Raw genomic sequence first — 23,681 nt, forward strand, 5'->3', positions numbered from 1 at the left:
GGTCTGCGAGGTGACTTCAGGCGTTCCTCCCGAGTCCTGAACCTATACCGTCTCCCTCGCGTCGGCATCCCCCGGGGGATGGTGCAACACAGGACGGGAGCCGCGCCCCGGCCCTCCTCCCTGCCTGGCGGGCGGCTACAGTCGAGCCACCATGCGCACCCTCGATATCAAGGACGGGACGATTGCCTCTGTCCTCGTTGCCGATGAGCTCGCCTCGAACCAGGACGGCAGCCTGGACGTCGTGGTCCGCCTGCAGGACGGCCGGCGCTTCGGCTTCACCCTCTTCACGCTCGAGCACCTGAGGCGCCAGCTGGATCAGGCGCTCTCCTTTGTCTCCCCCGGGATGCTCGTCGTGAAGCACTTCTCCGACGAGGCCATCCTCGACGCGGTGCGCTCGGCCATGCGCCATGACCTCGAGCGCCTCGGTGTGCTGCAGCCGCCCATCAATCAATAGGCGCGAGCGCGGTGAGCTGCTCCCACACCGCGCGCACGTGCCGCTCCTCGGTGCGCGCGGCACCAATGGCCATGCGCAGCACGTAGCGCGCGGGCGCTCCCTCCACCCCAGGCAACACCGTGTGGGTGAGGAAGGCCTTGCCGCTCGCGTTCAACCGCTCCAGCAGCTGGCGGTTGCGCGCGTCCGTGGCGGAGGGCTCCTCGCCCGGCCTCGGTCGCAGCCGGAAGCACACCAGGGCCAGCGAGCGCGGCACGGCCAGCTCGAAGCGCTCATCGGCCTTCACCCACGAGGCGAACAGCTCCGCCTGCCGCACGTGCTCGCGGATGTAGGCCCGCAGCCCCTTCGCGCCATAGTGACGCAGCACGAACCACAGCTTCAGCGCGCGGAAGCGGCGGCCGAGCGGCACCTGCCAGTCCCGGTAGTCGATGACCGCGCCGCTCGCGGTGGCCGCGTTGCGCAGGTACTCGGGCATCACGCTCATCGCATCCAACAGCGCCTTGCGGTCGCGCGTGTAGAAGGCGTTGCAGTCGAAGTTGGTGAGCAGCCACTTGTGCGGGTTGAAGGCGAAGGAGTCCACGCCCTCCAGGCCGTCCAACATCGCGCGGTGCTCGTCACAGACGAGCGCGGAGCCCGCCCACGCCGCGTCCACGTGCAGCCAGCCGCCCGCGGCGCGTACGCCCGTGCGCTCCATCACCTCGCCGATGGCGCGCACGGGATCCATCGCGCCCGAGGAGGTGGTGCCCAGCGACGCGCACACGAAGAAGGGCTGGCGGCCGGCGGCCAGGTCCTCGCGAATGGCCTTCTCCAGCACGTCCGGGCGCAGGGCGTACCCCGCGTCCGTCCCGAGCTGGCGCAGGTGCACGTCATCCGCAACGCCGCTCACCACGCCGGACAGCATGGCCGCCTTCAACACGGACGAGTGCGTCTGCGTGGAGGTATAGGCCACCAGCTCCGCCTCCCGGCCGAGCGTGCGCCGCACCCGCTCACGTGCCGCCACCATGGCGACCAGGGAGGCCTCGCTGGCGGTGCCCTGGATGACGCCCCCCCCGGTGCCCGAGTCCGAGCGGAAGGAGGCCGGCAGCCCCGTCAGCTCGGCCAGCCAGTCCAGCACGCGCGTCTCCATCTCGGTGGCGGCGGGGCTGGTGGACCAGAGCATGCCCTGCACGCCCAGGCCCGCGGACAGCAACTCGCCGAGCACCGCGGGCCCCGTGGCATTCGAGGGGAAGTAGGCGAAGAAGGAGGGAGACTGCCAGTGGGTGATGCCGGGCAGCACCACCTGCTCCAGATCGCGGAAGACGGCCTCCCAGCCCGCTTCACCGCCGAGTCCCTCCTCGGGCGGGTGCATGGGGAGCTTCGCCATCACCTCGCCCGGAGCCGCCGCCGAGCGAACCGGGAAGGACTCCAGGCGGGACCAGTAGTCCGCGATCCAATCCACCATCCGATGGCCCAGCCGCCGGAATTCCTCGGGGCTCAAGTGGGGCACCGCTCCTTCACGTGCGTCGCTCATCCCGGTTCTCCTCGTCAATGAGGCGTCTCATACGACGCCTCATGGAGGACGGGTAGCGCTACCTCTCCCGCCGCCGGGCGCGTCGCAGCAGACCGCCTAATCCCAGCAGCCCTATCGCCCAAAGCGGCCCGCCCGCGCTCGAGCACCCGACGCGGGTTGGCTCCTCGGGGAGCGGCGAGCCTTCGGAGCCGCCATCCGGATGCGGGGAGGTGGAGGTGACGCCCCCATCCGGCACGGGAGCACCCGCATCGGGCGTCCCCGCGTCTGGCGAAGGAGCGGGCGGCAGCACGTCCTGTAGCTGCGTCGCCTGCACGAAACCATCGTGGTACACGACGCCCACGGGCTGCACGGTGTCACTTCGGTAAAGACCCAGCTTCAGGTAGATGCCATCCCCTGGGTACATCGTCGCGTGAGCGTAACGGGGCAGCACGAGCTGGCCGTTGTGCCACAGCTCGACGAAGCCCACGCTCGCATCCGGTGACCACTTCACGTGGAAGATGAAGTCGTGCCACACGCCGCGCTGCAGCGTCGTCTTCCACGGCGTGTCGCTGTCGGTGAGCGTGAGGCGGAGCTCCTCGCCGTAGACGAAGAACTCCACCGGAGGAGAGCCGCAGCAGCCATTGTGGTGCCACTGGGTGAAGACCTGCCACGTCTTCACACTGGGGTAGTCCGCCGGGAACATCACCTGCCAGCGGTAGTAGTACTCCGAGCCCTCCTTCTCACGGCCCTGGTAGACGAGCTCGTTGCGGTTGCCGCTGGAGTTGATGGGGTCATCCCCCTGCCTCACCGTGGCCTTGAGCGCGTAGCGGCCCTGAGACACCGGTGACGAGACCACCTGGAGCCGATCCGCGCTGACTTGCTGGGCACTCGAGTACTGGGAGGTGTTCCCCGTTTCGAAGTCCCCCTTCCAGACGATGCCGGCCCACGACGGCCCCGACAGCAGCATGGCGAGCAGTGGAACCAGGAGTCTTCTCAAGGCGCGCCCTCACAGATGTTTGACACTCAACGACGAGGGCCACGCTCCCACGTTCCTTCTTTATTTCAAGCGGCTGTTATTTCTTTCACCTTGACAGCCCAGCAGACAACCAGAGGAGCGGCTGTTCCCTCTGAGAAGCCTTGTGAGAAGTGGAAGGAATTGGCGCGAACCGGGCAGTCAAGCGGACGAGCCCTGTTCTCAACGCGGCGCGTTGGAGCGAACGGGCATGCAACCGGCTGACGGCGTGGATGGGTGGTGTATGGTGCGCGCTCTCTGCGGTTCCCCCCGTATGAGGGGGGGAATCCGGGTACACCCATGCTCGTCCTGCGCGATGTCCAGAAGACCGACCTACCCGGCCTGAAGCGGCTCGCCGCGGTGCTCAACACCGTCAACCTGCCCAACAACGAGGAGACGCTCGAGGCCATCATCGACAAGTCCGTGAAGAGCTTCGCGGGCAAGGTCAAGAACCCCTTTGAGCGCGAATACCTCTTCGTCCTCGAGGACGTGCGCAACGAGCTGATCATCGGCACGTCGATGATCATCGCGCAGCACGGCACCTACGAGTCGCCGCACATCTACTACGACGTCTCCGAGCGCGAGCACTACTCGGCCACCATCGGCCGGCACTTCCGGCACAAGGTGCTGTCCATCGGCTACAACTACGAGGGCCCCACGGAGATCGGCGGCCTGGTGGTGGATCCGCCCTACCGCGCCACGCCGGACAAGCCCGGCAAGCAGCTGTCCTTCGTACGCTTCCTCTTCATGGCCATGCACAAGCGGCTCTTCCGCCCGCGCGTGCTCGCCGAGCTGCTGCCGCCGCTGCTGCCTGATGGGCGCAGCCTCCTGTGGGAGGCGTGCGGCAAGAAGTTCACCGGCCTCACCTACCTGGAGGCGGATCGCCTCAGCCGGCAGAACAAGGAGTTCATCAAGGAGCTCTTCCCCTCCTCGGACGTCTACGCGTCGCTCTTCCCCGAGCGCGTGCAGAAGGTGCTCGGCGAGGTGGGGCCCAACACCAAGGGCGTGCAGCGGATGCTGGAGCGCGTCGGCTTCCGCTACGTGGAGCGCATCGATCCGTTCGACGGAGGCCCCCACTTCGAGGCCAACCTCGCGGACATCACCGTGGTGCGCCGCTACCGCTCGGTGAAGGTGGCCGAGGAGGACTTCGACATGGAAGGCGACGACGTGCTCGTGGCCTTCGAGCGCGAGTCGGGGCGCAACCGCTTCCGTGCGGTGCGCACCATGGCCCGGCTGGACGACAAGAACGCCTACCTGCCGGCACGGGCCAAGGAGCTGCTGGACGTGCCCCCAGGCGCGAAGGTGTCCATCATCCCCTTCGAGTGAGGAAGAGCCCCGCTACCGCGCGCGAGGCCGACGCACCACGCGGTGCTCGCCGCGCAGCAGCGCCAACCACCGCTCCCCCGCTTCCACCGAGGGACCTCCAGGCTCGGCCACCGCGAGGGGAAGGTGGGTCTCGAGGGTAACGGCATCCAACGAGGTGGGGTCCAGGTCCAACGTTCTGCCGCCCTCGAGGCCCACGCGCACCCAGGCATGAGGCAGGGCGGGGCCTCCGTCCACGACGAGCAGCCCGTGCACCAGCGCCACCCGCTGCCCCCGCGCCGCCGCTCGGGCTGCGAAGCGCAACGCATGGGCCAGGCATCCACCGGCCTCACCCTCGCCCTTCTCATTCCAGTCCGCGGCACCGGGGCCCTTCTCCGCGAAGGCCGCGTGGACCGCCTCCGCGAGCGCCCTCGCCTCTCCGACCCGCCAGGTCGTCAGCCACGCAGGACGCACGTCGAGCGGCCACGGGGGCGAGAAGGAGAGCGGACCCGCCTCTCCCTCCACGGGCACCCCCCGAGAGAAGAGATCCGGCGGTGGCTTCAACTGCACGCCCGAAGGCACCGAGGTGAAGCGCGACTCGCCCACCTCCAGCACCGCCATCCGTCCGCGCGTGTCATAGCGTGCGGTGAAGGGCTGGCCGAACATCGTCCCCTCCACCGTCTCGCCCCGGACCGCGGTGACGCAGTGGGGACCCTCACGGCCAGACAGCTCCTCGCGGCCCGTCACACACCCGAGGGCAGGGGGGGCCCGCCACAACCACAACGCCTGCGGGATGCTCGGGCGCCCTACCACGGTTTCTCCAGGGCCAAGCTCGAGGGAGACCTCCCGCACGCGCTCCCCCCTGTGACTCCCGCGGGTGTGCAGGTGTCGCGAGGTGTAATGGAAGCGTTTCTCCTGGGGTGAGAAGGTGAGGGAGACGGTGCCCACCGGCACGCCCCTCCAGGCGAAGACGAAGCGAGCCGTCTCCTCGGGAGAGGGGGCAGGCGGAGCGCCCCCTGCCGACAAGGCGAGCAGGAGCACGGGGACGAAAGCGAGCACGCCCCCAGTCTGCGCCGATTTGAGGACCCGGGCGAGAATGCGGGATACCCTGCATCCTCGTTCTCTCATGGCCGCCAAAAAGTACCTCCTCGCGTTCGTGGTTGTCGGAGGGCTCGCCGTCGCCCTCGTCATCGGCGTGCTGCTCCACCTCACCACCGGCCAACCCAATGACTGGCGGGGCTGGTCCGTGCTGGTCCTCGGCTCACCGCTGGTGCTGTCGCTGACGAACTATGCCTTCTGGCTCATGTGGGAGGCGAAGCCAGCCCAGGAGCGCACCAGCCTGCTTACCCGGCTGGCGGAAGGAGACCTCACCCACACCGCCCAAACGGGCATGGCGGACGAGCGCGAAGTGCGCCGGCTCCTTTTCTCCCTGCGCCGCGCGCTCGGCCAGGTGCAGCGAGTCACGGGCAACGTGCGCCGCACCTGCCAGGGCGTGTCCGAAGAGGTGCGTGTGCTGCTGGAGGCCGCACGCCGGCAAGGCGGCGCCGTGGAGCGCTCGCAGGAGTCCGTCAACAGCATGGGCCAGAGCCTCCATGCCGCGGGCAAGCGCGTGACGCAGCTGGAGAGCTTCGCCCAGGAGACCAACGGCTCGCTGGTGGAGATGAGCGATCGGCTCGGACAGGTGGCCGAGGCCCTGCTCGCGCTGGATGACTTCTCCCACCGCACCACCCAGCAGGTGCAGGCCATGAGCGAGCGACTGCACCACATCGCCTCCTCAGGTGACGAGCTGGCGCGCTTCGCCAGCGAGGCCGAGGCCTTCGTCCAGGTGGTGCAGACGGGCATCGATGCGGTGCGCCACCGCGCCTCGGAGACCAACCAGCTCGCCCACGCGGTGACCGCCACCGCCGAGCGCGGCGAGGTGCTCGTCAACGACTGCGTCCAGGGCATGTACCGAGTGGAGGAGACGGTCCGCAAGGCCGCGGAGCTGGTGGACTCACTCGGGGTGCGCTCCACGCAGATTGGCCGCATCGTGGACGTCATCCAGGAGATTGCGGACCAGACGAACCTGCTGGCACTCAACGCGGCCATCATCGCCGCGCAGGCCGGAGAGCAGGGACGCCCCTTCGGCGTGGTGGCGGACGAAATCCGCAGCCTGGCCGAGCGCACCGCGCGCTCCACGCGCGAAATCGCCAGCATGGTGGGCGGGGTGCGCCGAGAGGTGGACACGGCGGTGTCGCTGGTGAAGGAAGGCCGAGAGCAGGCGGGCGCGGGCGTGCTGCTGGGAGACCGGGCCGCCGAGGCGCTCATGGAGATTCGCACCATCACCCAGCGCACCTTCTCGGCGGTGGAGGCCACGCTGGCGGAGACGAAGCGGCTGGAGGCCCAGGGCTCCACGGTGGTGGAGGCCAGCCGGCGGGTGGCACGGCGCGTGGACGACGTGACCCGGGCGGCCATGGAGCAGGCGGCGCACGGGCGCGAGCTGGTGCACCAGACGCAGCAGATGGCGCGGCTGGCGCAAGAGGCCTCGCAGAAGGCGGAAGGCCAGGCGCGCACCGGAAGGGACCTGTCCAGCGCGGTGGTGCGGCTGAGCACGGCCATCGAGGAAATCCGCGCGGCACACGTGGTGCTGATGCGGGGGACTCGGCCATTGGCGAGGAAGTGGCGCGAGTGCGCGAGGACGCGCTCCAGGTCATCCGCATCGGCGATGGGCTGAGCCGCACGGTGGACCAGTTGGCGCACGAGGCGGCGAGTCTGGACAGCGAGGTGTTCCGCTTCCGACTCCCAGCTCCGCACCCGGGCGGCACGCTGCGCGCCGGCATCCACCAGACGGCCTTTGTCCGAGCCCTGGGCGGGTTGGATCCGCTCTTCGCGGTGGACAACCAGCTGCTGGAGATGAGCTGCTGCGTCTTCTCCAGCCTGCTGCGGCTGGACGATGGCGTGCTGGTGCCGGACCTGGCCGATCGCTGGGAGGCGGACCCCTCGGCACGCCGCTACCGCTTCCATCTGCGCCAGGGCGTCACCTTCCATGACGGGACGCCCCTGAACGCACGCGACGTGAAGCGCCACTTCGAGCGGCTGCTGGACCCCGCGGTGAAGTCACCGGACCGGGGCCTGTTGGAGGACGTGGAAGGCGCCAAGGACTTCGCGGCGGGTCAGGCGCGCGAGGTGTCAGGCATCGAGGTGTTGGATGACCTGACGCTCGAGATTCGGCTGGTGGAGCCCAAGGCCTTCTTCCTCCATCTCATGGCCTTGCCTCGCACAGCGGTGGCCCGGCTGAACCCGAGCGGCCAGGCCCTGGGTACCGGACCCTTCCGGCAGGTGGAGTTCGGCTCGGAGCGCATCGTGCTCGAGCGCAACCCTGCCTACTGGCGCAGGGGACAGCCCTTGTTGGATCGGCTCGAGTTCCACCTGCTGGAGTCACGCGAGCAGGCCGTGAGCGAGCTGCGAGAAGGAGCAGTGGACATCGTCTCGCACCTGTTCGCCAGGCACGTGGAATCGCTCGAGCAGGACGGACAGCAGGTGGTCACCAGCACCACGCCGTCCACCTCGTTCCTCGGCTTCAACCTGCGCGAGCCGCCGTACAACGACGTGCGCGTCCGCAAGGCCCTCCGGGCGGGAATTGACTTCCAGGGACTGGTGGATCGCTTCCACAAGGGAGCACGTGTCGCCCGCACGGTGACGCCGCCCGAGCTGCTGGATGACGAGGGCGTGCTGCCCACCGAGCCGCGCCCGGACATCAACCTGGCCGAGCGGCTGCTGCGCGAGGCCGGGGTGCGGAGACTGCAGCTCGCCATCTACCACGCGGTGGGGCGCGACACCTCGGCCGAGGACGCCGTCCTCTTCCGGCCCCTGATGGAGGCGGGGCTGGTGGAGCTCAAGCACGTCCAGCTGAGCGCAGAGGAGTTCGCGGAGCGGCGGCGCGAGGGGCGGCTCCCCGCCTTCCGGGTGGGGTGGATCGCCGACTACCCGGACCCGGACAACTTCCTCTACTTCCACCTCAACTCGAAGGCGCAGACGGTCTACTCGCTGGGCTACCGCAGCGAGGAGTTGGACAAGCTCACGACGGAGGCCCGCGTCACCATCGACCCCGAGCGGCGCAAGCAGCTCTACCGGCTCGCGGAGCGAGTTGCGCACGAGGACTGTCCCATCATCCCCCTCTTCCACCACCGCGTGCACGCGGCGGCGAGCGGCCGGGTGCAGGGACTGCGGCTGCACCAAACCCCTCCACAGGTGCGCTTCGAGGACCTGTGGTTGGACAAGCAGGAGCAGCAGGAGCAGCAGGAGCAGCAAAAGAGCTTGATTCGTTCAGGCTCCTGAAGGGCCTCTCTTCGACGGGCTTGGGCCTCAGGGGCGTGCGCGCCGCGAGCCGGAGACGCCGGCTCCCTGAGGCCACCCGCGCGTCTCCGTCGTAACGAGCGCGCCCAGATCGAACGCCTCCAGCCACCAGGTACCGCTGCGCTCGAGCGCGATGTACACGAAGCGCCCCACGTAGGTGGCACCGGCCACGCGAGGCGTACCCCTCAGCGGGCACATCATGAGCCGTTGGCCCTCGGCGAAGACCTGCACGTGGGCCCGCGTCTCCCCACCGCGCAGGACACTCGTGACCGTGCTCACCGCGCCGCCCTGGACCAGCGAGGCCTCGTGCAGCACTCCGGAGCGTTCGGGCAACACAGCGGTCTCCCAGCGCACCGCGCCGCCACGCGCATCAATCGCTCGGAGCACGAGCCCCTCCTCCTCCCGAGCAAAGGCGTACCCGGTGTCATCCAGCAACAGCGCGGGCGCGTCGAGTGGCTGTCCCCCATCGACCCCCGAGTCCCTGCCTACCGTGACGGGCAATCCCCCATCCGTATCCACGAAGGCTCGCGTCCCCGCGAAGAGCCGCTCCCCCGCCACGGCGAGCGAGGCTCCCGACTCCGGTACTTCCGCGAGCAAGGGGACGGTCCGAAAGCCCACGCCGCCATCTTCCGGCTCGGCACGAGCCAGCGACCCACCCGGCGAGAAGAGGAACACCTCTCCGCTCGAGTCCAGCGCCACCCGGGAATCTCCCGCGAAGCCCTCCACGGCTCCCGAGCGCAACACGCCACCATCGGGAGCGAGCACCACGAGCGTCGCGCCGAGCGCCTCCCCCGCGTCCGGCGGCGCCCACGACACGAGCGACACCACTTCCCCCTCGAGGCCGAGCGCAATGCGCCCCGCTCCTACGCTGGGAACGAGGCTCCCAGCTCCTGGTGGTGGTTCGAGGCCCCCGAGAGGAACACGCCACAGAGAGGTACCCGTCCCCGTGAGCGCATGGGACGCGAGGCCCCCTGGCTCGTGCAGCACCACGCCCGCGTCCGAGACAGCGAGCAGCGCACGCGCCTCCCCATCTGGGTAGGGCATCTCGAAGCGCAGGAAGCCATTGCTCGTGTACGACACCAGCCGGCACCCCGCATCGCCACCACATACCGAAGCGAACAGGGCCTCGCCGTGTGAGAGCAGCACCGGTCCGCCCGGCTCGGAAGACGGCTGCCCTCCAAGCTCCTGGGAGAAGGCGGGAACAAGCTCTTCCGGTTCCGGACGCACGCATGTGCCGCCCCTACAGAGGCCCGCGCCCTGGCACGGCGTGGCCGGAGCGCAGAGGGAGCCCTCGGGCGTGGGCACCTCCTGGCAGGTGCCAGAGAAACACAACCGGGCGGTGACGCAGTCCACCTTGCCGCAGACGGTGCTGTCCCGGACATCCACCTCGGTGCAACCCCGCTCGCGCTCACACACGCCCGCGCGACAAGGATTGGTGGGCGCGGGACAAGCCACCGGTGCCGTGACACAACCCTGGTCCGGTGAGCAGGCGTCCCGGGTGCAGGGGTTGTCGTCGTCGCAGGAGCGCGGCGAGCCCACGCAGACGCCGGACTCGCAGCGTCCATTCTCCTGACAGCGACTCTCGGGGATGCACGCCGTTCCGTCCGGAGCCACTGACTCCACACACACGCCTGGCTCCAGCTCGAAGTGGGACTGGCGGCACGGCACCGAGGGCCTGCACGGCAACGGCCGCACGCCCTCACCGCTCAAGGCCACCTCCTGCGTGCGTCCTCCCGAGGAAAGCACCAGCGAGCCCTCCGCCGAGCCATTCTCCGCCGAGAACAGGACCTCCAGCGAAGCCGAGCCAGCACCCGGAACGGAGACCTCGGTGGTGGCCAGGGTGAAGGGTCCACCGCGCACCGAAGCAGACACCGTCACGCTGGCGCGGCCCGTGCCCGACACCGTCACCGAGCGGCGCGCCGTGTCGCCCTCGAGCACCCGGCCGAAGTCGAGCACCTGTTGCTCCACCCGGAAGTCCTCCCGAGTCCCGCCCACGGGCGGTTCGTCACGCCGACACCCACCGGCGAGCACGAGCGCCACGAGGAGGAGGAACCAGGGGCAAGAGCGGAGCATGGGCGTCACTAAACCGTGGGCCCGATCGCACGCTCAACGTCCCCTCCGGCAATGGGTGGATGAACAACCCTTGCCCTGTCATTCGGGTGACGTCGACGGGCTTCAGCGCTCGCCCCTCAGGTGGCGGGCGACTTGCGCTTCGCCAAGGCGCGCACCACCACCGCCATCACGCCCACCACCACCAGCCCCAGGACGGCTCGCTGGTAGCGCCACATCAGCGCTTCCAGCCGCTCCAGGTTGCCGCCCACCGCCGCCCCGAGCGCCAGCACCAACCCCGTGTGAGCCATCGCCGACAGCGCTCCGAGGATGAGGGCATTGCTGCGCGGCATGTGCGCCGCACCCGCCGCCACGAAGATCAACCCGCGCACGCCCGGGATGAAGCGGTTGGCCAGCAGCAGCCACGGCCCCCTGTGCCGCATCTGCCCCTGCACCGCCTCCAGCCGCGCATGGGTGATGCCGAAGAAGGCGTCTCCTGGCCGCCGCTCGAAGCGCCCCACCAACCACCGCCCGACCTGATAGTTGATGAACGCTCCCGCCACGCTCCCGGCCACCACCACCAGGAACACCAGAGGCCACGGGTGCTCGCCCCGCACGGCGTACACCCCGCCCAGCAGCGTGATGGTGTCTCCGGGGAACGGCGGCACCACGTACTCCAGCGCCGCCGCCAGTCCGAGCACCAGCAGTCCCAACAGTCCAATGTGCGCGATGAGGTTGTCGAGGTACTCGACCATGCCCCGCCAAACTAACCAGCGTTGACGGGCGGGGGCAGCACCACGCCCCCATATTGTGAAGCTTCCAGCGTCCCACACGCCGCCCCGATGTCCTTGCCTCCCGAGTAGCGCCGGGCGATGGGCGCCCCCAGGATTTGCAGGTGGTCCCGGAACGCCTTCAGCTCCTCGGCCGAGGGCGGCAGGTACTTCCCCGTCGGGTCCGTCACGTCGATGAGGTCCACCTTGATGGGGATGCCCTCGAACGCCTGCTTCAACGCCAGCGCATCTTCACGCTCCAGGTTGAAGCCGCTGATGGCCACGTAGGCAATCATCGCCCGCTCGCGCCGCACGGTGGCGTACTCGCGGATGGCCTCCACCAGCTCCGGCAGCGGGTGCGTCTTCTCGATGGGCAGCACCTTCACCCGCTTCTCCGGGATGGCGCTCGTCACCGAGAAGGCCAGCCGGTACGGGTGCCCCTCGCGCACGTAGCGCCGGATGGCCGGCACATGGCCCGCGGTGGAGAAGGTGATGGACGGGCCGGAGATGGCAAAGCCCGCCGGGTGGGAGAGGATCTGCGCCGCGCGCAGTGTCTCCGTGTAGTTGAGCAGCGGCTCCCCCATCCCCATGAACACCACGCCGCGCACCGGCCGGTCCGCCTCGGCGCGGATCTGCATCACCTGCTCCAAAATCTCCCAGGTGCGCAGGTTGCGCTTGAAGCCCAGCTTGCCCGTCATGCAGAAGTCGCAGGCCAGCGCACAGCCCACCTGGCTGGAGACGCACACCACGTACTTCTCATCGAAGATGGGGATGCGCACCGCCTCCACCCGGCCCCCGAGGGGCGAGGCGAAGAGGTACTTCACGAAGCCGTCCTCGGCCTGGCGGCGCTCCACCACCTCCAGCCGGGTCATCTCCGTGTTTTCCCGTAGGAACTCCGCCACCCGCCGCGGCACTTGAGGTGCCTGGCACACCTCCTCAACGGAGGAGGCACCATGGGCGAAGATGGCGGCGAACACCTTGCGCACCGCAACGGGCGAGGGCTCCGCGGGGGCCAGGGCCTGCTGCAACTCCAGCAGCGACAGCGACTTCAGGTTGAGCTTCACGAGGCGGACTTGATGCGCGCGCGCAGGTATTCGGTGAGCTTCGTCGAGACTTCCTGCGGCATCTGCTGGGCCAGCGCACGCTTACACAGCCCCGGCGTGGCCTTGTAGGTCCGCAGGAAATCAATGCACGGCGCGCAACCGGATAGGTGCTCGCGCAAGTGTTGTGCTTCCTCGGGCGACAACTCGCCATCGATGAAGTCCAACAGGAGGTTGATGGCGTCTTTACACGTGTACATCCGAACCTCGGCCGTGGCTTGCCCCGTTACTCACGAGATGCCCAGCCCCCTGATGGGTTTCACCCGATCGCATCATTTTGATTATAGAATCGATCGATGGCGTCGCGAAGCGCAAGACGAGCCCGGTGCAACCGACTCTTGATGGCGGGGATGGTATCCCCCGTCACCTCGGCGATTTGTTCGTAACTGAGCCCCTCCAGGTCTTTCAAGAGAAAGACCTCCCGGTACCCCTCAGGCAGCCGGTCGGTCGCATCCTGAATGGCCCGCCCCAGCTCCGCGTCCAGGATTTTGCCCTCGGCGTTGCGGCTCCAATCCTGGGCAGGGTACTCGGACAGGCTCCCCCGCTCGGTGAAGTCCGGGCCCTGGAGCTCTTCCTCGGCTGCCTGCACCACCCGCCGGTGCCGCAGCCGCATCAGCGAGTTGTTCGCCGCGATGCGGTGCACCCAGGAGCTGAAGGCCGCGTCCCCACGGAAGTCCTTAAGGTGTTGGTAGGCGGACAAGAAGGTGTCCTGGGTGATTTCCGCGGCATCCGCTTCGGAGCGGGTCATCCGCAGCGCCAGGCCGTACACCTTGTCCCTGTGGGCATCCACCAACGCCTCAAAGGCGCTGATGTCGCCGGCCTGGGCCCGCGCCACGAGCTGCCGGTCCTCTTCCTTCACGGCCTCGTCGGACATGTGGGGCGCACCCTTCCAGTCACGCCGTCCGACGTCAAGCACGCTCGCGACGCCTGCTGGACGGGGGACGGCTTACGTGTTGACTGCCCCGGAGCCAAAGCCGGTAAGGCTCCAAGGCCCACTCCCCGGCATAGTCCACCCCAATGCGCGGACCGCGAGCCACCTGGTCCTCTGGGACGGGTGTCCCCGCCTCAAGGTAGAGCCGAGCACCCTGCAGGTCCTCCCGGTTGTGGGCCAGCGTCAGCCCCAGGGCTCGGCACAGCCGGCCCGGTCCGTCTGTCCGGGCTCGGGCAGGCAACCCCTCCACCGGCTCCACCGCCCGCACCAGCACCGCCGACGCCACCCCGTCCACGTCCGTCACCACGTTGAAGCAGTGGTACATGCCATAGATGAGGTAGACGTAGGCCCGCCCCGGCGGTCCGAACAGCACCTCCGTACGGGGGGTGCGCCCCTTGGCTGCGTGGCAGGCCAGGTCGTGCTCCCCCACGTAGGCCTCCGTCTCCACGATGCGACCCACCCGCCGCCAGCCCCCCTCGTCGACGATGAGGTGAGTGCCTAACAGTTCGCGGGCGACGGTGAGCGCGGGGCGCGCATAGAAGGAGACGGGAAGGCGCACAGAGGGAGAACGGATGCCGCCTGTCCCTCCTGCCGTCAACCTCCGAGGAGGAGCCGGGAGGCCGGAAGTCTCCCCGGGATGGCGGGCGAACATGGCGCGGCACGTCCGGTCGCAAGGACAGTTCACAGCGGGGGGCGCGTGGTGCATTGTGCGCCCACCATGGCTTCCACCGGCCGAATTTCCGGTCTCCTGCTTCCCCTCTTCTCCCTCCGCTCGAAGACTGACTTCGGTATCGGCGACTTCGGCGGGCTCGACGGCCTCTTCCACTGGATGGAGGCGGCGCGCCAGCGCCTGCTGATGCTGCTGCCGCTGCTTCCCACGGCCCCGGGCGATCCCAGCCCCTACTCCACGCGCTCGGCGTTTGGCCTCAACGCGCTCTTCATCAACCTGGAGATGCTGCCCGAGTTCCACGCCACCGGTGGCGAGGCGGCGCTCTCTGACGAAGAGAAGCGCATGCTGGCCGAGGCGCGCGCGGCGCCCCGCATCCGCTACGACCTGGTCTTCCGCCTCAAGGGGGCGGCCTTCCGGCGCTCCTTCGAGCACTTCGAGCGCAACGAGTGGCCCAACGGCCCGCGCGCCCGGGAGTTCAGTGACTGGCGCCAGCAGCAGGGCGAGTGGCTGGAGAGCTACGCGCTCTACACCGCCATCTCCCAGGAGCGGAACCAGACCCCCTGGTGGGAGTGGCCGGAGCCCCTGCGGGACCGGCACGCCGCGGCCCTCAAGGCCGAGGCGGAGCGACTGGAGCGCGAGGTGCGCTACCACGCCTGGCTGCAGTGGGTGGCCGAGGTGCAGTGGAACGCGGTGCGCGGGCTGGCCAAGGCGCGCGGTGTCCTGCTGTGCGGCGACGAGCCCTTCATCATCGGCCAGGACAGCTCGGACGTATGGGCGCACCGGGACGTGCTGCGCCGCGATGCGCGCCTGGGCGTGCCCCCGGACGCCTTCTCCGCCACGGGCCAGGACTGGGGCCTGCCCTACTTCGACTTCGCGCAGATGGAGAAGGACGGCTACCGCTGGCTCAAGTCGCGCGCGGTCAAGGCGGCCAGCTACTACGACCTGCGCCGGGTGGACCACGCGGTGGGCTACTTCCGCCAGTGGATCCGCGACGAGCAGACGCCCACCGGCCGCTTCGTCCCCGACAACGAGGAGGCATGGAGGCGCTACGGCGAGCTGCACTTCCGTCTGCTGTCGAAGGACGCGGGCATCGTCGCCGAGGACCTGGGCGTGATTCCGCCCTTCGTGCGCACCATCCTCAAGGACCTGGGCCTGCCCGGCTACCGGGTGCTGCGCTGGGAGCGGGACGACAACGTCTACCGCAACCCGCACGACTTCCCGGCCGTGTCGCTCGTCACCACCGGTACGCATGACACCGAGCCCGCGGCCGAGTGGTGGGAGGCGGCCTCGGAGGACGAGCGTCAGGCCATCGCGCGCGTCTACCCCGAGTTCCAGAGCATCACCGCCACGCGCGAGTTCACCCCGGCCGTTCACCGGGCCACGCTGGCCGCGGCGCTCAACGCGGGCAGCGACCTGTGCGTGCTGCCCTGGCAGGACGTGCTCGGCACGCGCGACCGCATCAACCTGCCGGGCTCCATGAGCGACGCCAACTGGTCCTATCGCATCAGCCAGAACGTCGAGGATCTCCTCACGCTCGAGGAGACGCGCACGGCCGCCGAGCGGCTGGGGCTCCTCACCGCCTCGGCCCGCCGCTGAGGTCCTCTCCACGACGGCCCGAGCCACGCCCCCACGGGTGGCTCGGCGCCGCGCCCACCTCGGGGGACGTATGACGAACCGCCGCCTCATGCCGGTGCTGCTGGTGGGCCTCGGCTCGCTGATGACCGGGTGCATGGAGACGCCCGCTCCCGAGGAGCGGCTCTGCCAACGCTACTGTTACGGGCAGCTCAGCGCCGTCCCCACCCAGGGCGCGACGTCCTGCGCCTCCTCCGACGACTCCTATTGGGACAACTGCGTGCGCACCTGCACGCGAGACATCGACGCCATCGCCGAGACCTGCCGCACCTCGCTGGTGCAGGCCTACGGCTGCGGCGCGGACCACAGCTGGTTCTGCGTCCCCCAGGAAGGCGAAGGCGAGGGACGGACCCTCACCCAGTTCGACACGTGCCGGGACGCCTGGGACGCCACCTACGCGTGCGAGAAGGCGCTCTCCGACGGAGGCACGCCTCCCTAGCGAGGGTCGATGCACTTCACCTGGCCGGGGAAGCCATCAAAGATGGCGCACTCCTGGCCTTGCTTCACGCACTCGAGCTTGTCGCACACGTCCGTGAAGAGGCACAGCGCGGGCGAACGGCCGTACTCGAAGAACACCTCCAGGCAGTACTGCCCATCGTATCGGCAGCCCAAGGTGGTGCAGTAATCGAGGCCCAGCTCCGGCTCTCCCAGGGTCTCGCCCTCCTTGAGCCGCACCGCCTCGTCCTCGCTCACACCACAGGAGGCGAGCACCACCAGTGCCGCCGCTCCCAGGAGTCCTCTCATTCGCCATGGCATACGGCTCCACTCTGGGGCAGATGCGCCCGAGATGCACGTCCTGAGGCTCCCCGGCGCGTGCCAGCGGACAGAGCGTGGGCTTCCGGCCTGAGTCGACTGTCCGATGGACGAGTCCCGACACACCTTGCGAGTCAACCGGGCGACTTCCAAGTTATGAACTCACCGTGGACGCCGCCTTGCACCATCGCCCGCTCCTTTCCGCCCTGCTCCTCCTCGTCCTTGCGGCCGGGTGCGCCACCACCTCAGGCGCCCAACAGCCGGAACAACCCAAGGTCGTGGGACTCGACATCAAGGGCACCGACCAGGTCAGCGCGTCCGACATCAAGGACAAGATCGTCACCAGCAAGACGCCGTGGTGGGAGCCCTTCAACCCCTTTGTCGGGCCGAACTACTTCGATCCCAACACGTGGCAGGCGGACCTGCGGCGCATCGTGCGCTTCTACCAGGCCCAGGGCTTCTACGAGGCCCGCATCGACTCCTCGAACGAGCAGCCCAAGGGGAAGGACGGCATCGCACTGGAAGTCACGGTGAACGAGGGCCTCCCCACCCAGGTGGCCGCCATCAACGTGAAGGGCCTGGAGGCGCTGTCTGAGGAGCACCGGCAGAAGGCCCTGGCGGAGCTGCCCATCGTGCAGGGCGAGGTGTTCCGCGAGGAGGAGTGGGAGGCAACCAAGGAGCTGGTGCAGCAACGCCTGCGCGAGCTGGGCTACGCCGAGGCGGAGGTGGGCGGCGAGGTGCGGGTGGACCTGGCCACGCACAGCGCACAGGTGGACCTGCAGGTCCAGGCGGGCCCACGCTACCGCTTCGGCAACATCTTCGTGGCCACGGATGCCAACCCCCAGGTGAACCCGCGGCGCATCATCGAGCAGGCGCAGGGCGCGGTGAACAAGGGCGACTGGTACAGCGAATCAGCGCTGGCCGAGGCCCAGGCACGCGTCTTCCGCATGGGCGTCTTCGGCGCGGTGAAGGTCAACCGGGGCGCCCCGGACCGCGAGGCCCGCACGGTGCCTGTGGTGGTGGACGTGCGCGAGGCCCCCTTCCGCTCCGTCCGGCTGGGTGGAGGCGTGGGCCTGGACGCGGCCCGGCAGGAGGTGCGCCTCCTGGGCGAGTGGACCCACCGCAACTTCTTCGGCGGCCTGCGCCGGCTCACCGTGGGCGGCCGGGTAGGCTACGCGTTCATCCCCACCATCACCGCCGCCTTCGACCGGATCGACACGGATGGAGATGGGAACGGGGACACGCCCAACCTCAGCACCCCGCACGGGCTCGTCTTCCAGCTCTCCACCCAGTTCGAGCAGCCGCGCTTCCTCACGAGAGATCTCCGGTTGCAGGCGTCTCTCACCGGAGAGCGAGGACTGGAGCAGGCGTACAACTTCATCGGCGGACGCGCGCGAGGCGGCGTCGTCTGGCAACCCCACCCGAACTTCTCCTTCTCGCCCACCTACAACCTGGAGCTCTACCGGCTGCAAGGCCAACGAGGTGTTGGGGATCAGACGACCGTGCCCACCCTCGTGCTGGGTTGCCCGGCGGGTGGGGAACAGGAAACCTGCAACATCTCGGTGAGCTACCTGGAGCAGACGGCCGAGTGGGACCGCCGGGACGACCCCATCGCGCCGACTCGTGGCTACTACGCCGGGCTGTCGCTACAAGAGGGCGGCGGGCCGCTCCAGGGAGACTTCACCTTCCTGCGCGTGCTACCGGATGTGCGGGGGTACATCACGTTCGGTCCGAAGGACAGCATCACGCTCGCGGCGCGGCTGCGGATGGGCACGCTCCTCACCCCCGTCATCACCAACGAGACAGGCGAGCGCATCCGGCAGGAGAGCGCCGTCGTCAACCGCTTCTTCGCGGGCGGCGGAGGCTCCATGCGCGGCTTCAACAGCCGGCGGCTGTCCCCCATGAGCCTCAGCAACCCGGACGCGGAGCAGCCCTCGGACCAGGTGGTCCCCGTCGGCGGCAACAGCCTCATGGAGACCTCCGTGGAGCTGCGCTTCAAGCTGTTCGGGGGCCTGTCCCTCGCGGCCTTCCACGACTCCGGCCTCGTCGGCGCCGGCCCGCTGAACTTCGGGCCCCGTCAGGACGACGTCCGCAGGGAGAGCGGCCGTATCTTCGGGGACTACCACTACCAGGCCGTGGGATTTGGCCTGCGCTACCAGACCATCGTGGGGCCCGTACGGTTGGATCTCGCCCGGAGGTTGAATATCGGCAGGCCCCTCCCCATCTTCGACCCGTCCGGCAAGGCAACAGACCCCATCGCCGGCTTGGGTGACTGTTTCGGGCTGGGAGGGACGGAGGTCGCGGATGCGAGGGAATACGCGGGGGCCCCTGAGGGCTTCTGCACCTTCTTCCTCTCGATTGGAGAGGCATTTTGAGCACCAGCAACCCACCCCCTCCTGAGACGACCTCCCCCACTCCGCCCCGCCGACGACGGCACCCGGGCCGATGGGTGCTCTGGGGTCTGCTCGGGTTGCTCGGGCTGGTGCTGGTGCTCGTGGCCGGCGCGCTCATCTATGCGACAGGACCCGCCGGGGAAGCCCGCATCCGGGCCCTGGCCGTTGAACAGGCGAACAAGCAGCTCGCAGGCCGCGTGGAGATAGGTGGGCTGGATATCGGCCTGCTCTCCGTCGACCTCACCGACGTGAAGCTGTACGACCCCGAGGGCGAGTTGGTGGCGGCGGTGGACCGGGTAGAGGCACGCGTGGCGCTCGCCCCGCTGCTGCGCAAGCACATCGTGCTGAGCGACGCGCGCGTGGAGCAGCCCCACCTCTACCTCCACCAGGATGAGCGCGGCCTCAACCTCTCGCGCGCCATCGAGCCGCGGGAGCCCAAGCCGGAGGAGCCGCCCAACCAGGCTCGCGGCACCCTGCGTTTCACCCTCGAGGACTTCCAGCTCACGGATGGCTCTGTCGACTACGTGGCGGAAGCGGCCGAGGGTAACCGCGAGCTGCGCCTGGAGGACCTCGATGCCACGGGCACGGCCTCCTGGACCGCGGCCACCGAGGGACTCGACGCGAAGCTCGACGCCACTGCCAGCCTCGCCCGGCCCATCGCGGGCCCGGTCCGCCTGTCGCTGAAGGCTGGAGGCGAGGAAGGCAAGCTCAACGCGGATGTGGACTTCGACGCCCCAGGGCTCGCTCTGCGGGCAACCGGTGGGCTCGAGGGCGAGAACCAGGCCCGTGCCGAGGTAAAGCAGCTCACCGTCGGCCCGGAACTGGCGCGCGCCTTCCTCCCCTCGTACCCGGTGGCTGCGCCCGTCACCCTCTCGGGCACCCTGAACCAGGCCGGAGACACCGTGAAGGTGGACCTGGACGGACGGGCCGCGGGAGGCACCGCCGAGGTGGAGGGCTCGTTCGACATGGTGCAGCTGCGCACGGACGGCCTCACCGCCCGTGTGCGCGAGTTGGACCTGGCGAAGCTGCTGGGCGGTGGACCAAGCACCGTGCTCGCAGCGGACCTGCGCGTACGCGGCGGCGGCAAGAGCCTGGAGACGCTCGATGGCACCGTGGACCTCACCATGCCGCCCTCCAGCATCGGCGGCCAGCCCCTCGGACCGATGGAGCTGCACGCGAGCGCGAAGAATGGCCGCTTCGAGCTCTCCCAACTTCAGGCTCAGGCCCCGGGCGTCAGCCTCACCGCGAACGGAGGAGGCACCGAGCAGGACGTGCGGCTCAAGGGCCGGCTCGTGGCCTCCAACCTGGGCAACTTCGCCAACACCGTGGGCCGGCTGGGCAGCGGCGAGCCCCTGCCCCTCTCGGGCCACGGCGCCCTGGACTTCACCGTGTCCGGCCCCGCGCGCCATCTCGCCGTCTACCTCTCGGGCGGCTTCGAGACGCTCGCCTGGGCGGATACCTCCGTGCAGGGACTCACGCTCGACGCCCGCGTGCCGGACGTCACCCAGCCGCTCTCCACGGATGCCACGCTGAAGGCCACGAAGCTGAGCGCCGGGGGCCGCACCTTCGAGAACCTGAACGCCTCGTTCATCACCCAGGACCGGGCCCTCGAGGCCTACGTCCGCGCCGGTGGCGCAGCGGAGCTCCTCGTCTCGCTGCGTGGCACCGTGGACAAGGACAACCAGGGCCTGGGGCTCGACACCCTCACCCTGCGCTACCCCGAGGCCGGCTGGACGCTCCAGCAACCCACCCACGTGGGCTGGGGCAACGGTCGCGTGGAGGTCGCACCCCTCACGCTCACGTCCGGCCCGCAGGCCCTCTCGCTCTCCCTGAAGAAGCAGGGCGAGCGGCTCGACGCGCGCACGGAGCTGCGAGCCTTCGACCTCGGGCTGCTGCCCAAGGCCTTCCTGCCGCCCGACCTTGACGTGGCGGGCCAGCTCTCCGGTCACCTGGAGGTGAGCGGACGGATGTCTCGGCCGGACGCCAACATGGACCTCTCGCTCCGGGGTGGCCGCTACCAGCAGTACGCGGACCTGGCCTTCGACCTGAAGGGCAGCTACGTGCGTGACCGAGCCACCGGCTCCTTCGCTGCCAACGCGCCTGCCGGCCACGTCTCCGCCAACTTCGACATGCCCGTGCAGGGGCTGATGAAGCGCCGCCGCGAGCCCGTGAGCCTGGAGCTGACCGTGGACCGAGTGGACATCGGCCCCGCGCTGCGCATGGCCGGGCAACCGGAGTCCGCCACGGGAATCCTCTCCGGCACCCTGACGATGAAGGGGCAGGCGAATGATCCCCGCATGGAGCTCGTGCTGAAGGGTGACAACCTGCGCTACTGGGGAACCACGCCCCGGCAGCCACCGCCCGTGGTGCTCGCCCCCGGCGCGCTCCCGCCCGAGCTGAACGGGAAGCCGCTCGGCTTCGAGCTCACCGCCCGCACCGACGAGCAGGACGGCACGCTCAGCGCGACCCTGGACCTGAAGGGCATCGGCTCGAAGGCCACCGCCTCGCTCGAGACGCCCTTCACCCTGGGCCAGTTGATGGAGAACCCTCCCACGGCGGCCCAGGCGCTGGAGACGCCCATGCGGCAGCTGCGTGCCGAGGTGACCGATGCGCCACTCGGGCTGCTGTCGCAATTCGGGCTGGCGGACCGGGCGGGCGGCGCGGTGTCGATGACGGCCGACCTCACCGGCCCGTTGCTGGCGCCCGTGGGCGAGGTGAAGCTGGAGGCTCGGCGGGCAACGATGAACGGCCTCCAGCCGCTCGATGGCAACCTCTCACTGCGCACGAATGACTCCTCCGTGAAGATCCAACTCGCGGCGCGACGTGAGGACACGCTGCTGGCGGAGATGGACGCCAACATCGAGGCCCCCATCTCCGCGCTGCAGGACCAGGAGGTCGTGGGCCGAGTGCCCTTCACGCTCGCGGTCCGCGCTGGCCCCATCTCGCAGCGCGAGCTGATGGGACTGGCCGAGACCACCTCGCCCCGGGCCGGCCTGGGTGCGCAGTGCAGGGCCCCGGACGCGCTCCCCCAACAGACCGTCGGCGGGAACCAGAACGTCCTCTCGCTGAGCCTGCGGGCGCGCGGCACGCTGGAGGAGCCCCAGGTCGATCTCACCGCCGGGGTACAGAACATCGGCGTGAGCCAGATTGGCCTCGGCCAGGCGCGCTTGCACTACACCTATGACAACGCGCGCTCCACGTTCACGGCGAACCTCACCTCGCCCAACGGCGGCACGTTGGTGGCAAGGGGCCACGCCACGCAGGACCTGTCCCTGTCAGCGCTCCGCCGGGGCGTGGACTACTCCCGGACACCCCTCGAGGTGGACGTAGACTCGCACCAGTTCGACCTGTCCTTCCTCTCCGGCTCCCAGCTGCCCATGGTGCGCTCCATTGGCGGAATGCTGCAGATGGACAAGGTGCACGTGGATGGCACCATGGGGGCGCCCAACATCCGGGGTAAGGTCGAGTGGAAGAACGGCCGGCTCGCCCTGGACGGCATGGGCGACTACCAGAACGTGCACGTGGCGCTCAACGTCACCGAGCAGAACCTGGAGCTGTCCGACTTCTCCGCGACCAGCGGCGGCGGCTCCTTGAACTTCAAGGCGAAGGCGAACCGCACGAAGTCGGGCCAGTTCCTCCTGACCGGCGAGGGGGACCTGAACGACTTCCCGCTCGTCTTGGAAGACCAGCTCCTGGCCCTCATCCGCCTGCGCACCGAGTTCGAAGGCGAGGTGTCCGCGCAGCTCGTCAACATCCGCAACCTCACGATTCCCGAGGCCCACATCAACCTGCCGGACATCAAGCGCAAGGACTTGCAGACGATGGAGCGGCCGGAGGGCATCGTCCTCGTGTGCAACGGGACGCCGATGAACGGCTCCAAGAGCAAAGCACCCACGGCCGAGCCAGGCCGCCCGGGCACTGGCACGGGAGGCGCTGGCCCGACGGAGGAGAAGGAGGAGCCTCAACGCCAGTACTGGGTGACCATCAACGCGCCCAAGAACCTCTGGGTGCACGGCTCGGACGTCAACGCAGAGGTGGGCCTGTCAGAGAACTTCCGTATCGAGTCCGCGAACACCACCTCCATCTACGGCGAGGTGCGGGTGATCCGCGGTGAGGTGGAAGTGCTCGGCCGGCGCTTCAACGTCCAGAACTCCAGCCAGGTGCGCTTCACCGGCCCGGCGATGACGCCGTACATCAACGCCACGGCCGAGTACAACAACGAGCGCGCGAACGTGACGGTGTTCGTCGCCGTGCGCGGACAGGGCAAGGACTTCACCATCAAGCCCACCAGCGAGCCGCCCCTGCCGGAGACGGAAATCTACACGCTGCTGGCCACGGGCAGGCGCACGCTGCGAGCGGGCTCGGGCGCGTCGATGAACCAGGGGCAGGTGGCGTCGGTGCTGGGCTCGGTGCTGGCCTCGCAAGCGCGCAAGGCACTGGCCGCGAAGCTCCCGCTGGACGTGCTCACCATCGAGGCCGGCGAGGAGGGCCTCGCGGGAGCGCGGCTAGAGGTAGGCAAGTACATCACGGACGAGCTGTACCTGGGCTACACAGGCCGACTGGGCACGCCGCAGAACCAGTCCACCACGCGGCGGGAGAACACCAACGCGGTACGGCTCGAGTACCAGTTCGGCCCGCGCTGGGGCGTCCAGGTGGAGTACGGCGATGCTCAGCAGGGCGGCGCGGACTTCATCTGGAGCAACGACTACTGACGCCCCGACACCTCTCGCCTCCGTTCACTCGGCTGCCCCTCTGTCTGCCTCATGTCATGGAGGGAATGAAGCAGTTGCGGTG

At 69.2% G+C, this 23,681-nt stretch carries 18 protein-coding genes; 8 read left to right on the top strand and 10 right to left on the bottom strand.

Features of this window, described 5'->3' with window-relative positions; all coding sequences use genetic code 11:
* The first annotated feature begins 151 nt into the window (after nt 1-151).
* Nucleotides 152-454 (top strand): hypothetical protein, encoded by a 303-nt coding sequence (locus F0U60_RS45955; protein WP_395809987.1) that lies wholly within the window; start codon nt 152-154, stop codon nt 452-454.
* Here the strand turns inward: F0U60_RS45955 and F0U60_RS45960 are convergent.
* Both F0U60_RS45960 and F0U60_RS45965 read right to left on the bottom strand, forming a co-directional pair.
* On the bottom strand, nt 444-1,961 hold the full coding sequence (locus F0U60_RS45960; protein ID WP_395809989.1) for a pyridoxal-dependent decarboxylase: 1,518 nt from the start codon (nt 1,959-1,961) through the stop codon (nt 444-446). The two genes, F0U60_RS45955 and F0U60_RS45960, sit on opposite strands and share 11 nt — an antisense overlap.
* A 58-nt stretch (nt 1,962-2,019) precedes the next feature.
* The gene (locus F0U60_RS45965) at nt 2,020-2,937 is read right to left on the bottom strand and encodes a polysaccharide lyase (RefSeq protein WP_395809992.1); all 918 of its coding nucleotides are present in this window, start codon (nt 2,935-2,937) and stop codon (nt 2,020-2,022) included.
* Nucleotides 2,938-3,252: 315 nt separating this feature from the next.
* On the opposite strand from F0U60_RS45965, the gene F0U60_RS45970 reads away from it, so the two are divergent.
* On the top strand, nt 3,253-4,278 hold the full coding sequence (locus F0U60_RS45970) for an arginine N-succinyltransferase (RefSeq protein ID WP_395809994.1): 1,026 nt from the start codon (nt 3,253-3,255) through the stop codon (nt 4,276-4,278).
* A 12-nt stretch (nt 4,279-4,290) separates the two neighbouring features.
* On the opposite strand, the gene F0U60_RS45975 is transcribed toward F0U60_RS45970, so the two are convergent.
* Complete coding sequence (locus F0U60_RS45975; protein WP_395809996.1) at nt 4,291-5,313, bottom strand: transglutaminase domain-containing protein; 1,023 nt, start codon at nt 5,311-5,313, stop codon at nt 4,291-4,293.
* Between the two features lie 67 nt (nt 5,314-5,380).
* Between F0U60_RS45975 and F0U60_RS45980 the strand changes: the two genes are divergently transcribed.
* On the top strand, nt 5,381-6,967 hold the full coding sequence (locus F0U60_RS45980; RefSeq protein ID WP_395809998.1) for a methyl-accepting chemotaxis protein: 1,587 nt from the start codon (nt 5,381-5,383) through the stop codon (nt 6,965-6,967).
* Nucleotides 6,922-8,571 (top strand): ABC transporter substrate-binding protein, encoded by a 1,650-nt coding sequence (locus tag F0U60_RS45985; RefSeq protein WP_395810000.1) that lies wholly within the window; start codon nt 6,922-6,924, stop codon nt 8,569-8,571. Before F0U60_RS45980 ends, F0U60_RS45985 begins: the two co-directional genes overlap by 46 nt.
* A 27-nt stretch (nt 8,572-8,598) precedes the next feature.
* On the opposite strand, the gene F0U60_RS45990 is transcribed toward F0U60_RS45985, so the two are convergent.
* The 6 genes from F0U60_RS45990 to F0U60_RS46015 all read right to left on the bottom strand — a co-directional run bounded on the left by F0U60_RS45990 (nt 8,599) and on the right by F0U60_RS46015 (nt 13,998).
* Nucleotides 8,599-10,662 (bottom strand): hypothetical protein, encoded by a 2,064-nt coding sequence (locus tag F0U60_RS45990; RefSeq protein ID WP_395810002.1) that lies wholly within the window; start codon nt 10,660-10,662, stop codon nt 8,599-8,601.
* 116 nt (nt 10,663-10,778) lie between these two features.
* Nucleotides 10,779-11,393: a DedA family protein gene (locus tag F0U60_RS45995; protein ID WP_395810004.1), complete on the bottom strand. Its 615-nt coding sequence runs from the start codon at nt 11,391-11,393 to the stop codon at nt 10,779-10,781.
* Nucleotides 11,394-11,404: 11 nt separating this feature from the next.
* Nucleotides 11,405-12,472, bottom strand: coding sequence for a radical SAM protein (locus tag F0U60_RS46000; protein WP_395810006.1), 1,068 nt, complete (start codon nt 12,470-12,472; stop codon nt 11,405-11,407).
* Nucleotides 12,469-12,708, bottom strand: coding sequence for an anti-sigma factor family protein (locus tag F0U60_RS46005; protein WP_395810008.1), 240 nt, complete (start codon nt 12,706-12,708; stop codon nt 12,469-12,471). Before F0U60_RS46005 ends, F0U60_RS46000 begins: the two co-directional genes overlap by 4 nt.
* A 59-nt stretch (nt 12,709-12,767) precedes the next feature.
* A complete protein-coding gene (locus F0U60_RS46010; RefSeq protein ID WP_395810010.1) occupies nt 12,768-13,382 on the bottom strand; it encodes an RNA polymerase sigma factor in 615 nt (204 codons plus the stop codon).
* Between the two features lie 34 nt (nt 13,383-13,416).
* Nucleotides 13,417-13,998, bottom strand: a complete 582-nt coding sequence (locus F0U60_RS46015) for a DNA-3-methyladenine glycosylase (protein WP_395810012.1) — start codon at nt 13,996-13,998, stop codon at nt 13,417-13,419.
* Between the two features lie 159 nt (nt 13,999-14,157).
* Between F0U60_RS46015 and F0U60_RS46020 the strand changes: the two genes are divergently transcribed.
* Both F0U60_RS46020 and F0U60_RS46025 read left to right on the top strand, forming a co-directional pair.
* Nucleotides 14,158-15,705 carry a 4-alpha-glucanotransferase gene (locus F0U60_RS46020; protein WP_395810014.1) on the top strand — a complete coding sequence of 516 codons (1,548 nt, stop codon included), beginning with the start codon at nt 14,158-14,160 and terminating at the stop codon, nt 15,703-15,705.
* A 70-nt stretch (nt 15,706-15,775) separates the two neighbouring features.
* The gene (locus F0U60_RS46025) at nt 15,776-16,180 is read left to right on the top strand and encodes a hypothetical protein (protein ID WP_395810016.1); all 405 of its coding nucleotides are present in this window, start codon (nt 15,776-15,778) and stop codon (nt 16,178-16,180) included.
* On the opposite strand, the gene F0U60_RS46030 is transcribed toward F0U60_RS46025, so the two are convergent.
* Nucleotides 16,177-16,485, bottom strand: coding sequence for a hypothetical protein (locus F0U60_RS46030; protein ID WP_395810018.1), 309 nt, complete (start codon nt 16,483-16,485; stop codon nt 16,177-16,179). The two genes, F0U60_RS46025 and F0U60_RS46030, sit on opposite strands and share 4 nt — an antisense overlap.
* Before the next feature lie 176 nt (nt 16,486-16,661).
* Here F0U60_RS46030 and F0U60_RS46035 point away from each other — a divergent pair, with 176 nt between their 5' ends.
* Together F0U60_RS46035 and F0U60_RS46040 are read left to right on the top strand one after the other, a co-directional pair.
* A complete protein-coding gene (locus tag F0U60_RS46035) occupies nt 16,662-18,869 on the top strand; it encodes an outer membrane protein assembly factor (protein ID WP_395810020.1) in 2,208 nt (735 codons plus the stop codon).
* A complete protein-coding gene (locus F0U60_RS46040) occupies nt 18,866-23,599 on the top strand; it encodes a translocation/assembly module TamB domain-containing protein (protein ID WP_395810022.1) in 4,734 nt (1,577 codons plus the stop codon). The genes F0U60_RS46035 and F0U60_RS46040 overlap by 4 nt, the downstream gene beginning before the upstream one ends.
* Nucleotides 23,600-23,681: the final 82 nt, after the last annotated feature.

This window comes from Archangium minus, assembly GCF_044360475.1.
Taxonomy (GTDB): domain Bacteria; phylum Myxococcota; class Myxococcia; order Myxococcales; family Myxococcaceae; genus Archangium; species Archangium minus.

Excerpts from the sequence above, each read along its gene's own strand:
- F0U60_RS45955 (WP_395809987.1), top strand. The coding sequence starts at position 152 with ATGCGCACCCTCGATATCAAGGACGGGACGATTGCCTCTGTCCTCGTT.
- F0U60_RS45960 (WP_395809989.1), bottom strand. The coding sequence starts at position 1,961 with ATGAGCGACGCACGTGAAGGAGCGGTGCCCCACTTGAGCCCCGAGGAA.
- F0U60_RS45970 (WP_395809994.1), top strand. The coding sequence starts at position 3,253 with ATGCTCGTCCTGCGCGATGTCCAGAAGACCGACCTACCCGGCCTGAAG.
- F0U60_RS45980 (WP_395809998.1), top strand. The coding sequence starts at position 5,381 with ATGGCCGCCAAAAAGTACCTCCTCGCGTTCGTGGTTGTCGGAGGGCTC.
- F0U60_RS45990 (WP_395810002.1), bottom strand. The coding sequence starts at position 10,662 with ATGCTCCGCTCTTGCCCCTGGTTCCTCCTCCTCGTGGCGCTCGTGCTC.
- F0U60_RS45995 (WP_395810004.1), bottom strand. The coding sequence starts at position 11,393 with ATGGTCGAGTACCTCGACAACCTCATCGCGCACATTGGACTGTTGGGA.
- F0U60_RS46005 (WP_395810008.1), bottom strand. The coding sequence starts at position 12,708 with ATGTACACGTGTAAAGACGCCATCAACCTCCTGTTGGACTTCATCGAT.
- F0U60_RS46010 (WP_395810010.1), bottom strand. The coding sequence starts at position 13,382 with ATGTCCGACGAGGCCGTGAAGGAAGAGGACCGGCAGCTCGTGGCGCGG.
- F0U60_RS46020 (WP_395810014.1), top strand. The coding sequence starts at position 14,158 with ATGGCTTCCACCGGCCGAATTTCCGGTCTCCTGCTTCCCCTCTTCTCC.
- F0U60_RS46025 (WP_395810016.1), top strand. The coding sequence starts at position 15,776 with ATGACGAACCGCCGCCTCATGCCGGTGCTGCTGGTGGGCCTCGGCTCG.
- F0U60_RS46030 (WP_395810018.1), bottom strand. The coding sequence starts at position 16,485 with ATGAGAGGACTCCTGGGAGCGGCGGCACTGGTGGTGCTCGCCTCCTGT.